The organism is Methylorubrum sp. GM97, assembly GCF_024347855.1.
Classification (GTDB): domain Bacteria; phylum Pseudomonadota; class Alphaproteobacteria; order Rhizobiales; family Beijerinckiaceae; genus Methylobacterium; species Methylobacterium extorquens.
Map to the genome: position 1 here is coordinate 2123272 of NZ_AP025942.1, position 12689 is coordinate 2135960.

A 12689-nucleotide genomic window follows, 5' to 3' on the forward strand; every position below is an offset into this window, starting at 1 on the left:
GCTGTCTTGAAGTGCGCGGCCTCAAAGCAGAACCGCCGCGCTGGTTGTCCCAGGCGGCGGTGACGGTTTTGTCCGAGGCGGGAGAAGAAGCGGGGCCGGCAGCGCCTCCCGGGGCGAAGCCGGCCGGGGTGTCGCTAGTGGAGGGTGTCCCCGCGCAGGCGCTCGATTTCGTCCTTGAGGTGCAGTTTCTTACGCTTGAGTTCGGCGATGCGCAGGTCGTCACTGGCGAGGGACTGCATCGCGTGGTGAAGCTCGCGCTCGAGGGCTTCGTGCTTGGCGGCGAGCTGGCTCAAATGCGTCTGCAAGGACATGAGGTGTCGCTCCTGTCACAGTTTCCGACGGGGGTAGACTGGCACAGGATGGAGCACGTGTCGAAGCCATTCGGCGGCAAAGTGGATGGATCGGTAACAGGGCAATTTCAAATCTTCTGGAGCGGGACGGCGCACTGACCTTGGCCGTTGCAAGCTCCGACAAGACGGGAGAACCGGATGTCCCGCCTTGCTCCGGCCGGGAGCTTGGCGCATGGTCGCGCCCGGTCAAGGCCGGTGGTGTGTTTCAAGCGATGATGGCGGACGAGATTGCCAACGACGCGGTCGCGGATCCGGCCGGCGAGCTGACGCGGTTGCGCGAAGAGCACCGGGATCTCGACGAAGCGATCGAGGCGCTGAAGGTCAGCGTCGCCGTCGATCAGCTTCAGTTGCAGAGACTCAAGAAGCGCAAGCTCGTCCTGCGCGACCGGATCACCCATCTGGAAGACCAGATCACGCCGGATATCATCGCTTAGAGCCGTATCCGCCCTGATGGCATCAGATCGGCGTCTCTCGCCCCTTGTTTTGACGCGCATTCTTTCGACGAACCGGGGACCACTTCGTCGGCATGCGCTCTAGCACACCGGCATTGTCTGAAAGCCGCTGGCCGCTTTTCGGCACGATGCTCGCGCGGCAACGCCGGGAAGGGTACGACCTCCCCGGCGAAGCTAGTGTCGATCGGCGACTGAATGACTTGGTCAGGCTACTTGGCGAGATAGGCCGAGACGCTCGACACCCGGGTTCCGACGAGGCGGACCGCCTTGCGCAGGCGTTCGTCGGAGACCTGAAGCAGGTCGGCCCAGTGCTTGCGGGTGGTGCTGTCGTGAATGTCGATATGGGTTGCCGTGCGGGCGCGCGTGTTCTGGTCCGCGGAGGACATTTGAGAGCTCGCTGAGGTAAGGGGCCCGGCCGCTCGATGGCCGTTTCCAGCACAACGCGGTCGGTCGATTTCGGCTCCGCCCGGTTCGGCGAGAATCGGGGGATTTTCACAAGGCGTCGCCGGTGCCTCCGCCCGGCCTCGACGCCGCGCCAGGGGCGAGGCGTGCGCCTCATGGCCGGCCCGTGGTGCCGCCGCATTTTAAGTGTTTGCAGGGTCTCGCCTTGCCGGGGTACGGGCCCCCCTGTTATTCGGCCTTTTCGCGGGCCGACGGGCCCGCTTCCTCGTAATGGGCCAGACGACGATGCTGGGATCGCCCCCGGTCGCGATCATCATGGGAAGCCAGTCAGACTGGGCGACCATGCGCAACGCCGCCGAAACGCTGGATGCGCTCGGCGTGGCCTACGATGCCCGCATCGTCTCGGCCCACCGCACCCCGGACCGTCTCGTCTCGTTCGCCAAGGGCGCGAGGGAAGCCGGTTTCAAGGTGGTGATCGCCGGGGCGGGCGGAGCCGCGCATCTGCCGGGCATGACAGCGGCGATGACGTCGCTGCCGGTCTTCGGCGTTCCGGTCGAGTCGAAGGCGCTCTCGGGGCAGGACAGCCTGCTCTCCATCGTGCAGATGCCCGCCGGCATTCCCGTGGGCACGCTGGCGATCGGCCGGGCCGGGGCCGTCAACGCCGCCCTGCTCGCCGCCGCCGTGCTGGCGCTCACCGATGCCGGGCTCGCCGAGCGGCTCGATGCGTGGCGCGACCGCCAGACCGCATCCGTCGGCGAACGGCCGGACCCCTCTCAAGCCTGACAACGACACGAAGCGCCATGGCCTCTCCCACCTCCTCGCCGCAGATCCGGCCCGGCGGCACCCTCGGCATCGTCGGCGGCGGCCAGCTCGGCCGCATGATCGCGCTCGCGGCAGCCAATTACGGCCTCAAGGTGCACATCTACGCCCCCGACGCCGACAGCCCGGCCTTCGACGTGGCCCATGCCCACACGCTGGCACCCTACGACGACGCGGCGGCGCTGGCCGCCTTCGCCGATGCCTGCGACGTGGTCACCTACGAGTTCGAGAACATCCCCCACGCCACCGCCGCCGTGCTCGCCGAGCACGCGACCCTGCGCCCGAGCGCGACGGCGCTGCTCACGACGCAGGATCGCCTGTCCGAGAAGGACTTCGTGACCTCGCTCGGCATCCCGACCGCGCCCTACCGGACGGTCGATACGGTCGAGGATCTCGTGCGCGCCCTGGAGGCACTCGGCCGTCCCGCCGTGCTGAAGACCCGGCGCTTCGGCTACGACGGCAAGGGCCAGCGGATGATCCGCGAGGGCGACGACCCGGCTGCCCTCCTCGCCGAGTTCAAGGGCGCGCCCTGTATCCTCGAAGGGTTCGTGCCGTTCGAGCGCGAAATCTCGGTGGTCGCCGCCCGCGGACCGGACGGGACCTTCGCGGCCTACGACCCCTGTGCCAACGAGCACCGCGACCATATCCTTGCGCTCACCCGCGTCCCCGCTCCCGGCCTGACCCGGACGACGGGCGATGCGGCGGTCGCTATCGCCCGCGCCATTGCCGAGGCGCTGGACTATGTCGGCGTGCTCGCGGTCGAGATGTTCGAGATCGCCGGGCCCGAGGGGGCCGCCCGCCTCGTCGTCAACGAGATCGCCCCCCGCGTGCACAATTCCGGGCACTGGACCATCGAGGGCGCGCTGACCTCGCAATTCGCGCAAACCGTGCGCGCGGTCTGCGGCTGGCCGCTCGGCGACACCGCCCGCACCGGCGGCATGGCGGTGGAGATGGAGAACCTCATCGGCGCCGAGGGCGATGCCTGGGCGGACCTGCTCGCGGAGCCGGGCGCCCATCTCCACCTCTACGGCAAGGCCGAGGCCCGTCCCGGCCGCAAGATGGGTCACGTCACCCGGCTCAAGCCGCTCGACTAAAGCTTGACCATTCAATCTGTCGCCTCTCGGCAACAGCGAACTACAGTCGAGCCCGGTTCGAAGCGATCGGCGAAAGCGTGAGGACACGGGCCACACCTTCGCCACATCCCGAGGTTTCAGCGGAGGGTACGGGGCGTCCGCGGAAGCATCGTGCGTGTTTGTCCGGTCTCAGGCCGGAGGGGCCCGCCGGATCTTCCCGGATTCGTTTCGCAAAACCTTCGCTCCACGGCTCGGCCTGCGCGGGCGCTGTCGGCGATGCGGATGTTTTGCGAGGCACTTTAAGCGCCCATTCACCGTGTTGCGGCAGCGTGCGCGCGACGGGATGATCCGGGCCTCAAGGGGCCGCCGCGGAGATCCGGGCAAGCGGGCGCGGGGGAGAACGGGACAATGATCGGGATGACGCTCGACGGACGCAAGGCGAGGCTGGTCGGTGCCCTCGCGCTGACGGCCGCGGCGCTGGCCGGCTGCGAGACCTATGGCAGCGCGACGGCTCCGCGCCAATTCGCGGTGCTGGAGACCGACACGACGGGCGCCACCAACGTCAACATCGCCTCGCTCAGCGACGTGATTTCGCGCAACCCCTCGGATGCCGGCGCCTACAACACCCGCGGCGCGGCCTATGCCCGCGCGGGTCAGTTCGGCGAGGCGATCACCGACTTCTCGAAGGCGATCCAGCTCGATCCGAACTCCGCCTCGGCCTACAACAACCGGGCGCTGGCCTACCGCCAGACCGGCCGCGCCGATGCGGCGATGCAGGACTTCTCGAAGGCGATCGCCAACGATCCCAACTTCTCCGCCGCCTATATCGGCCGGGCGAACCTCGAGCGCGCCCAGGGTGACCTCGACGGCGCGCTGAACGACCTCAACGTCGCGATCCGCCTCGCGCCGGAATCGGCCGAGGCCTACCACGCCCGCGGCCTCGTGCGGCAGAAGCAGAATCACAACCCTGAGGCGATCGGCGACTTCGCTGCGGCCATCGACCGCAACCCCTTCGTCGCTGCCCCCTACGCCGCCCGCGGCCAGAGCCTGATCTCGCTGGGCCAGTACGACAAGGCGATCGAGGACTTCAACGCGGCGCTGAACGTGAACGCGAAGGACGCCGGATCCTGGGCCTATCGCGGGCTGGCCTACGAGAAGACGAACCGCCGCAAAGAGGCGAACGAGAGCTATCAGCAGGCCGCGCGCCTCGATCCCAACAACGCCGTGGCCAAGCAGGGCGTCGGCCGTATGCAGGGCGGCCTGTTCTAGGGCGCTCTCCCTTCTTGCAAGGGCCGCGGGTTCAATAAAATCTGTGTGTCCCATCAACGGCTTGGAGCCGCCGACCGATCGGGGTCCGGCGGCTCCTCACGTGTTGGACGAAATTCGTCAGAACCCGCTCGATCCACTGCGCCCGGGCGCCCATTCGGGCCGCCTTCTCACGGGCGGCTGCCGAAATGGCGACGCGAGGGGAAGCGCTCTGACGCGTGCCGATGGGCGCGTCTCTCGAACCGGATGACCATCCGCCGAGTTAGGGCTGGGAACCGGCGCAACCTCCTTACGGTTGTGGGCAACTTGAAATCTGTGGGCGGGGCTCTCCGAAACGGATTTCGCGGTTTATACTTCCGTATCGAACGCGATCTTGAGCGTATCGAGAGAGCGTGGAGGGAGCGGCCGATGCCGGACGGTACCGAACTGTTCAACGGAAGGCATGTCCTCGTCGTCGAGGACGAATATTTTATCGCTGAAGACATACGGCGTGCGTTCGAAGAGCGGGGCGCGCAAGTGGTCGGCCCCGTGGGGAATGTCGATGACGCTCTGGCGATGATCGAGACATGCCCGCGCATCGACGGAGCGGTGCTCGACATCAACCTGCGCGAGGTCATGGTCTTTCCGGTCGCCGACGCGCTCAGGGCGCGCGGCGTCCCGTTCGTCTTCGCCACCGGCTACGAAGAGAATGCCGTCCCGTCGCGTCTGCGGGACGCGGTTCATTGCGAGAAGCCGATCGATCCGGCGCGTCTGGCCAAGGCGCTGTTCGGGCCGGCCGTCGTCGGCTGAGCGGGAGCCGAGCAGGGGTCGGCTCCGGCCCCGCTTCGGTCCCGGCCAATCCCCCGTTCGCGATCGCGAATCAGCCCGGCGCGCTCTCCAGCCGGCGGTGTTCGCAGGCGATGCGGCGGACGGTGCCGGTGTTCGAGCGGTAGACCACCGTCTCCGTCTCGATCAGGCCGGGGCTGAACCGCACACCCGCGAGCAGGGCCCCCGTGGTCACGCCGGTGGCCGCGACGATGACGTCGCCCCGGGCCATGTCGTGCATGTCGTATTTCCGGTTCGGGTCGGTGATACCCATCTTGACCGCCCGTGCCCGCTTGTCGGCGGAATCGAGGATGAGACGCCCCTGCATCTGGCCGCCGATGCAGCGAAGCGCGCTGGCGGCGATCACGCCCTCAGGCGCGGCGCCGGTGCCCATGTAGATGTCGACGCCGGTCTCGTCGGGCTTGGTGCAGTGGATGATCGCGGCGATGTCGCCGTCCGAGATCAGGCGGATGCTGGCGCCGGTGTCGCGCACCGCGGCGATCAGATCCATGTGGCGCGGACGGTCGAGGATGATCGCGGTGATGCCGGAGGTCTCCACGCCCTTGGCGCGGGCGAGCGAGGCGATGTTCCGGGCCGGGCTCCAATCGAGATCGACCGTGCCGAGCGGGTAGCCGGGGCCGATGGCGATCTTCTGCATGTAGACGTCGGGGGCGGCGAGCAGCGAGCCGCGCTCGGCCAGCGCCATTACGGCGATGGCGCCGGGCATGTCCTTGGCGCAGAGCGTCGTGCCCTCCAGCGGATCGACCGCGATGTCCACGGACGGGCCGTTTCCGGTGCCGACGGCCTCGCCGATGAACAGCATCGGCGCCTCGTCGCGCTCGCCCTCGCCGATCACCACGCGGCCCTCGATCGGCAGCAGCATCAGCTCGGCGCGCATCGCATCGACGGCGGCTTGGTCGGCCTCCTTCTCGCGGCCGTGGCCCCGCAGCCGGGCCGCGGCGATCGCCGCTGCCTCGGTCACCCGCACCAGTTCGAGGGTCAGGCCCCGCGCCGTGGGATCGCTGAAGATCCCGGAATTGGCCGCCGACATCGCCCTACGTTCCTTGTTCCCCGGCGCATCGTCCCGGATCTCGGATCGGGGACGATGCGCTCATCTCTTGTCGTAGCATCGTCCCGAAAGCCGGTGGCCACCTTTCGGGACGATGCTCTCGGCTAGCCCTGCTCCGGTCGGTGTCGATCCGCGCACGCCGGCCCGTCCCCGCACGGGATGGCGTTTTCGGCGGGATCGCGTCGGAAAACGGCGGCGGGTGCCTCGGCTTTCGTGCCTATTCGCGTTCGATCCGGATCAATTGCGGTGCCTCGGCGAGCAGGCCATCGCGGTCGATGGCGGCCAGCGCCTCGCGGACATTGCCCTCGGTCGCGGCGTAGGTGATCAGCACCAGCGGCACCGGCTGGCCGGAGAGGCCCTGCGGATCGCTGGAAGCGGCCTTGGCGGAGCGGCGCTGGACGATGCTCTCGATCGAGATATTGGCCTCCGCCATCCGGGTGGCGACGCCGGCCGCGACGCCGGTGCGGTCGTGCACGGTCAGCCGGATGTAGTAGCCGCCCTCGTGGCGCTGCATCTCGACCCGGCGCGGCGGCGCAAGGCCCGCGATCGGCTGGCCGAAGGTGGGACGCACGAGTCCGAGCGCCACATCGGTGATGTCGGCGACGACCGCGGAGGCCGTGGCCGCCCCGCCCGCGCCGGGGCCGATCAGGGTCAGTTCGCCGACCGCGTCGGCATCGACGGTGACGGCGTTGGTCACGCCCATCACCTGGGCGATGGCCGAAGCTTTGGCCACCATGGTCGGGTGGACCCGCTGCTCGATCCCCGCCTCCGTCGCCTGCGCGACGCCGAGAAGCTTGATGCGGTAGCCGAGTTCGTCGGCCATGGTGAGGTCGAGGGGCTGGATCGCCGAGATGCCCTCGACCGAGACGCCCTCGGCGTCGATCTCCACGCCGAAGGCGAGGCTGGTGAGGATGGCGAGCTTGTGGGCGGTGTCGAAGCCCTCGACGTCGAAGGTCGGGTCGGCCTCGGCGTAGCCGAGCGCCTGCGCGTCCTTGAGGCAGGCCTCGAAGGTCAGCCCCTCCGCTTCCATGCGGCTGAGGATGTAGTTGCAGGTGCCGTTGAGGATTCCGTAGACGCGGGAGATCGCGTTGCCGGAAAGCCCCTCGCGGATCGCCTTAATGACCGGGATGCCGCCCGCCACCGACGCCTCGTAGGCGAGCGCGACGCCGTTCGCTTCGGCCAAACGAGCGAGCGCCGCACCATGATGGGCGAGCAGCGCCTTGTTGGCGGTCACGACATGCTTGCCGGCGCCGAGCGCCGCCTCGACCGCGGCCTTGGCCGGCCCTTCCGAGCCGCCGACGAGTTCGACGAACACGTCGATCTCGGGCGAGCGCGCGAGCGCCACCGGATCGTCGAACCAGTGCAGGCCCGACAGATCGACGCCGCGGTCGCGGCTCCGGTCACGGGCGGAGATGGCGGTGACGGTGATCGTGCGGCCGGTCGCGGCGGTGAGCGCTTCGGCGCGGCGGGCGACCATGTGCAGGACGGAGGCACCGACCGTGCCGAGCCCCGCAATGCCGAGGCGAAGGGTCTGCGTCATGGAAGTTCGCACCGTAATCGACGTTGGCACCGGACCTGTTCCGGATCGCCGCCCGACGGCCGCTTCTCGCTCGAAGGATCGCCTGGGCGGCGGTCCGGTAAGGGCGCGGAAGACGTCTGGGACGGCGCGCACTTCTGCAACGATTTGGGGCCAATGCGCAAGGAAACGGGACGGGAAGGGTGTGGCAGGCGCTCATGCGGGGGGCGAGGCCGGGGGCGCCGCGCGGGTTCCGGCTTGCCGAAGATTGGCCTCAAACCGGGGCTCTTCTCCTGGCTCGGTAGCGCCACGCTTGAGCCGCAGGCTCCGGCCGCGCTGCCGGCAGCAACGCGATGGCGCCGCTGGGCGCGAATCTGAGGAGTTTCGACGATGAGGGGCATCCTTCTCGGGGGCGTGGTGGCGAGCGCCCTGGCGCTCGGCACGGCGCCCGCCGCCCAGGCACGGGACGGCATCGGTCCGGGTGGTGCTGCGGCGCTCGGCGTGCTCGGCGGCCTTGCCGTCGGTGGTGCGATCGCGGCGGCCAACGATCCCTATTACCCCGGCAAGCCGGTCTACCGGGCGCCCCCGCGGCCGGTCTATGTCGAGGGCCCGATCTGTCACTTCGAGCGCCGCGAGACCATCGACCCCTACGGCGACATCTACATCCGGCGCGTGCGCGTCTGCGAGTGATACGGTTTCTCTCCTCTCCCTCGCGGGGAGGAGAGGGTTTCAGCGCAGTTGCAGGCTGTCCACCACCTGACGGAACAGGGGCAGCATCTGCCCGCGCTGGTCGGCGCGGGTGACGCCCACGGCGCGGATGTAGCCGTCCGGGTTGAAGCGGATCGTCTGCGAGACCACCACCGGCTGGCTCGAGGGGATGTCGACGGCGCGCGCCACGATCTCGTGCCAATCGATGCCGTTCTGGCGATAGCTCTGAGACCGCTCGATGACGAAGTCCTTCATCGTCTGGTTGGCGTAGAGCGAGGCGCGGGCGAAGCCGTCGCGCTGCTCCTGCGGCGTCGGCTGCTGCACCGCCTGGGCGACCACGAGGATCGGCTGTTCCAGGTTGGTGACCTGATCGCGCGGGCCGAGGGTCAGCAGCACGGAATTGCCGGCCAGCGCCCGCACCGGGCGAAAGCCCGCGAGGTCGCCGATGCGGAAGGGCAGGGCGGCGATCTGCTGGTCGAGGGACAGCGCCCCGCGGATGCGCAGGCCCGTGAGCATGCCGCGCATCGACTCGTCGGTCTCGGCCTCGACGGCGGCCTGGGCGATGATGATGCCGGTTACCTCCGGAGCGCCGACGATGAGGAGCCACTTGCGCGCCGCGGGCGTGCCCTGGCCGTCGGCGGGCGTCAGCTCACCGGTGAACAGCACGCCCTCGGCTCCGCCATCGAGCGTCACCGGCTCGCGGGTCTGGACGACGAGCCCCTGCGTCTTGAGGTTCTCGTCGGTGAAGCTCTGCTTGAGTTCGGGATAGGCGCCGGCCGGCAGTTCGACGATCGAGAGCATCGCACCGCCGCCGAGCCGCTCGAAGCCGGTGAAGCGCTTCGAGATCGTCATGTCCGACGGGGGCTTGAAGCCGAACCGCGAACTCGGCGGAAAGATCGCGTCCTCGGCACGCGCCGGCGACAGGGGGGCGGACACGGCCCCCGCCAGTACGGTCGCCGCAAGGATGGCGGCGGCGAGCCCGCGGGAGAACAGACGCAACGGCATCACAGGTTGTCTCCGAAGAGCCCTTCTCGGCTCAGGCCCATCCGCGATGGGTCGTCCGCCACGGATATCCTGTCAAGCGCGGCAGAAAGCCGAGGGAGGCGTAGGGATTATTTCCCGCGCCAGCGCCGCCATTGCTGCTCGATCCAGCGGGCGGATTTCTCCATCGGCACCTTGAGGCCGGGCACGTCCTGGGCCAGCAGCGCGAGGCCGAGCGGGAGCATCCACAGGCCGAGCACCGGCAGGATCGAGAAGATGCCGCCGAGGATCAGCAGGATCGCGGCGAGCAGCCGCACCGGAAAGCGCGCCGGATCGCGCAGCCACGCCACCCCGCGCTGCACCGACTCGGGAAGCTTCTGGCTGGCGCGGTCGACCCGCTCGTCCCAATCGCGGGCCGTGACCGGTGCCGGAGCCTGCGGTGAGGCTGGCGTGGCTCGGGCCGGTTCCATGTCGCGCGCGTTCTCCATTCTCTCAGAATGACGATGCAGGCCGAAAGGTTCGCCGATTCCCGTTCATTCGGCGCGTTACCCGGTGATGAACAATCCGGCGATGGCTGCGCTGGTGAGGTTCGAGAGCGTGCCCGCGAGGATCGCCCGCAGACCGAACCGGGCGATCTCGGGTCGGCGCTCGGGAGCGAGACTGGTGAAGCTCGCGAGCTGAATCGCCACCGAGGCGAGGTTGGCGAAGCCGCAGAGCGCGAAGCACAGGATCGCGCTCGTGCGCGGGTCGAGGGTGCCCGCTTTCAGAATCGGCGAGAGGCTGGCATAGGCCAGGAATTCGTTGAAGGCGATCTTCTGGCCGATGGCGCCGCCGACGAGGGTCGCCTGCTCCCACGGCACGCCCAAGAGCCAGGCCAGCGGCGCCAGCACGACGCCGAGAATGCCCTCGATCGAGAGCCCAGCGAACCCAAACACGCCGCCGGTCCAGCCGATGGCGGCGTTCACCAGCGCGATCAGCCCGACGAAGGCGATCAGCATGGCGCCGACTGCCACGGCGACGCCGAGGCCCTTCTGCGTGCCGTCGGCGGCGGCCTCGATCAGGTTGGCCGCGCGCGCCTCGCCGAACTCGACGCGTGTCGTGAGGATGCGCGTCGGCTCGGTCGAGGGCACGAGGATCTTGGCGTAGAGCAGCCCGCCGGGAATCGCCATGAACGAGGCGGCGAGAAGATACGGCATCGGCACGCCGAGTGCGGCGTATCCGGCGAGGATCGAGCCGGCGGTGGAGGCCGCCCCGCTCGTCATCACCGCGAACAGTTCGGCCCCGGTCAGCGCCGCGAGGAAGGGGCGAAGGGCCACGGCGATCTCGCTCTGCCCGATGAAGATGGTGACGACCGCCGAGAACGATTCGATCGGCGAGGTGCCGAGCAGTTTTCGCAAACCCGCGCCGAGAAACCGGGCCAGCGCCTGCATCACCCCGAGATGGTAGAGCACGCCGATCAGCGCCGAGACGTAGAGGATCTGCGGCAGCACCCGCAGGGCCAGGATGAAGCCCGAGCCGCCGAACAGCTCGAACATCCGCGGCTCGACGAGGCCGCCGAACAGGAAGGCGGTACCCCGGTCGCCGAAGGAGAGCACGGTGGTGACGACATCCGCCACCGCGCCGAGCGCCCTCTGCCCGGCGGGCACGAACAGCATCAGCGCGCCGATCCCGACCTGAAGCGCCAGGGCGGCGAGCACCACCCGTGGCCGGATCGCCCGCCGGTTCACCGAGAACAGCCACGCCACGGCGAGCAGCAGGGCAACGCTCGCGCCCGCATGGAACAACCTGTCGAGCATTTTTCGGACCGGGCGGGGAGAGGGTAGGGCTTCCGGCGCATGCGCGAACCGGGCCAGGACGGCAAGGGAGGCCGGCAAGGGAGGCCGGCAAGGGAGGCCGGCGCCGGATCAGGCGAAGCGCCAGACCGAGGATCGCTTGATCTCGGCATCCTCCAGCGCCCGCGTGACCGGCACTTCGTAGGTCACGAGCGGGATCAGGCGTTCGCGGGGCAGGTAGGAGCGGCCGGGATCGCCGATCAGGACCGTGCGTCCGCGCCCATGCAGGTCGCCGAGCCAGCCGCCGACCGCGGCGGCGAGGTCACGCTCGTAGAAGATGTCGGCGGCCAGAACGCAGGCCGCATCCGTGCCGATCAGGTCGCTGCCATCCGCGGTGATGCGGTCCGCCACGCCGTTGGCGGCGGCGTTGAGCGGAATCGCGTGGAGCGCGAAGGGATCGAGGTCGCTCGCGGTGACGTGGGCCGCGCCAGCCATCGCGGCGGCGATGGCGACGAGCCCGGAGCCCGAGGCGAAATCGACCACCCGACGTCCCGCCACGGTCGCGGGGTTGTCGAGGATGTAGCGGGCGAGCGCCTGTCCCCCGGCCCAGGCGAAGGCCCAGAACGGCGGCGGCAGGCCGATCGCCTCCAACTCGTCCTCGGTCTTCTGCCACAGCGCGGTCGCCTCGTCGGCGACGTGCAGGACGATCTCGGGGGCGTGCGGTACCGGGCGCAAGGCCGTGTGCTCGCGGATGAAGCGGAGGGGGTCGTGGCCAGCCGCGTCGAACGTTGCCAAATCAGATCTCGCTCTGCATAAGGTTTTTACTCTTCGGGAATACTGATCGATATGGGCGAAGGCGAAGCGTTTGTATTGGAGGCCCGTCCTCTTTCTCTTGAAGAATTTCAGTCCTTATGTCGGCTGTCTCAAAAATATCGCGATGCCCATGCGGGGCCCAAGGCGATCATCAGATCAAAATTGGCGGCTCTGGTGTTGTTGGCTTTGATAATAACTTGCGCTATCTTGTATAATTTCGATGCTTACATAGAGTATCCATCGATATTCGGGGGAGTTGATAGGTTCTTCGTCCTCAATGGGAGTTGGATGCTCATGCTTGCGCTGTATGCATTCCTGCTCGGAGTGCTCATGCACGCGGCAGGTTGCGCGGCCTCGGGGGGCCAGGCGATCGAAACGGAATGGTCCGCACGACTCAGGCTGTCTTGGACGGAAACGCGCATTGACCATCGGGGCGTCATTGTCGAGGGACCCGCCGCCGCAGTTTTTCAGGCTTGGTCGACCATGACGGAGGTCCGATCCGAGGCGGGCCTGATCGCTTTCGTGACGAACGGCGTGATTCTGCTGGCCGTCCCCGAAGCGGTGATATCGACTGAGGAACGCGATCGCGTCGTCGCCTACTGTGCCGCCAGGATCGCCGAGACCTGCTAGATCGCCGCAACGGATCGAGCTGCGTCTTCCGCCG

15 protein-coding genes are annotated in these 12689 nt (G+C 68.6%); 7 read left to right on the forward strand and 8 right to left on the reverse strand.

The genetic code is table 11. The features are described 5' to 3' along the window. Positions 1-134: 134 nt before the first annotated feature. Complete coding sequence (locus tag MSPGM_RS09905; RefSeq protein WP_003603176.1) at positions 135-311, reverse strand: YdcH family protein; 177 nt, start codon at positions 309-311, stop codon at positions 135-137. Positions 312-562: 251 nt separating this feature from the next. Between MSPGM_RS09905 and MSPGM_RS09910 the strand changes: the two genes are divergently transcribed. Continuing rightward, positions 563-784 (forward strand): YdcH family protein, encoded by a 222-nt coding sequence (locus MSPGM_RS09910; protein WP_003603178.1) that lies wholly within the window; start codon positions 563-565, stop codon positions 782-784. A 227-nt stretch (positions 785-1011) separates the two neighbouring features. Here the strand turns inward: MSPGM_RS09910 and MSPGM_RS09915 are convergent, their stop codons facing one another. Further along, entirely contained in the window at positions 1012-1188 is a 177-nt protein-coding gene (locus tag MSPGM_RS09915) for a DUF3606 domain-containing protein (protein WP_003603180.1), read from the reverse strand. 301 nt (positions 1189-1489) lie between these two features. On the opposite strand from MSPGM_RS09915, the gene purE reads away from it, so the two are divergent. From purE to MSPGM_RS09935, 4 genes are all read left to right on the forward strand, one after another. Then, on the forward strand, positions 1490-1987 hold the full coding sequence (gene purE, locus MSPGM_RS09920) for a 5-(carboxyamino)imidazole ribonucleotide mutase (protein WP_043707592.1): 498 nt from the start codon (positions 1490-1492) through the stop codon (positions 1985-1987). A gap of 17 nt (positions 1988-2004) precedes the next feature. Further along, positions 2005-3117, forward strand: a complete 1113-nt coding sequence (locus tag MSPGM_RS09925) for a 5-(carboxyamino)imidazole ribonucleotide synthase (RefSeq protein ID WP_003603184.1) — start codon at positions 2005-2007, stop codon at positions 3115-3117. A gap of 387 nt (positions 3118-3504) precedes the next feature. Continuing rightward, complete coding sequence (locus MSPGM_RS09930; protein ID WP_003603185.1) at positions 3505-4365, forward strand: tetratricopeptide repeat protein; 861 nt, start codon at positions 3505-3507, stop codon at positions 4363-4365. A gap of 405 nt (positions 4366-4770) precedes the next feature. After that, positions 4771-5151: a response regulator gene (locus MSPGM_RS09935; RefSeq protein ID WP_209688605.1), complete on the forward strand. Its 381-nt coding sequence runs from the start codon at positions 4771-4773 to the stop codon at positions 5149-5151. 70 nt (positions 5152-5221) lie between these two features. On the opposite strand, the gene glpX is transcribed toward MSPGM_RS09935, so the two are convergent. Further along, positions 5222-6217, reverse strand: coding sequence for a class II fructose-bisphosphatase (glpX, locus tag MSPGM_RS09940; RefSeq protein ID WP_003603189.1), 996 nt, complete (start codon positions 6215-6217; stop codon positions 5222-5224). A 235-nt stretch (positions 6218-6452) separates the two neighbouring features. Beyond that, a complete protein-coding gene (locus tag MSPGM_RS09945; protein WP_003603191.1) occupies positions 6453-7775 on the reverse strand; it encodes a homoserine dehydrogenase in 1323 nt (440 codons plus the stop codon). Between the two features lie 366 nt (positions 7776-8141). Here MSPGM_RS09945 and MSPGM_RS09950 point away from each other — a divergent pair, with 366 nt between their 5' ends. Further along, on the forward strand, positions 8142-8441 hold the full coding sequence (locus MSPGM_RS09950; protein ID WP_003603193.1) for a hypothetical protein: 300 nt from the start codon (positions 8142-8144) through the stop codon (positions 8439-8441). A 39-nt stretch (positions 8442-8480) separates the two neighbouring features. Here the strand turns inward: MSPGM_RS09950 and MSPGM_RS09955 are convergent, their stop codons facing one another. The 4 genes from MSPGM_RS09955 to MSPGM_RS09970 all read right to left on the reverse strand — a co-directional run bounded on the left by MSPGM_RS09955 (position 8481) and on the right by MSPGM_RS09970 (position 12007). Further along, the gene (locus MSPGM_RS09955; protein ID WP_003603194.1) at positions 8481-9464 is read right to left on the reverse strand and encodes a hypothetical protein; all 984 of its coding nucleotides are present in this window, start codon (positions 9462-9464) and stop codon (positions 8481-8483) included. A gap of 107 nt (positions 9465-9571) precedes the next feature. Then, positions 9572-9910: a hypothetical protein gene (locus MSPGM_RS09960; RefSeq protein ID WP_261926358.1), complete on the reverse strand. Its 339-nt coding sequence runs from the start codon at positions 9908-9910 to the stop codon at positions 9572-9574. Between the two features lie 75 nt (positions 9911-9985). Then, positions 9986-11236, reverse strand: a complete 1251-nt coding sequence (locus MSPGM_RS09965) for a NupC/NupG family nucleoside CNT transporter (RefSeq protein ID WP_003603196.1) — start codon at positions 11234-11236, stop codon at positions 9986-9988. 108 nt (positions 11237-11344) lie between these two features. Beyond that, positions 11345-12007 (reverse strand): class I SAM-dependent methyltransferase, encoded by a 663-nt coding sequence (locus MSPGM_RS09970; protein ID WP_003603197.1) that lies wholly within the window; start codon positions 12005-12007, stop codon positions 11345-11347. Between the two features lie 51 nt (positions 12008-12058). On the opposite strand from MSPGM_RS09970, the gene MSPGM_RS09975 reads away from it, so the two are divergent. After that, complete coding sequence (locus MSPGM_RS09975) at positions 12059-12655, forward strand: hypothetical protein (protein WP_244426913.1); 597 nt, start codon at positions 12059-12061, stop codon at positions 12653-12655. The last annotated feature ends 34 nt before the right edge of the window (positions 12656-12689 follow it).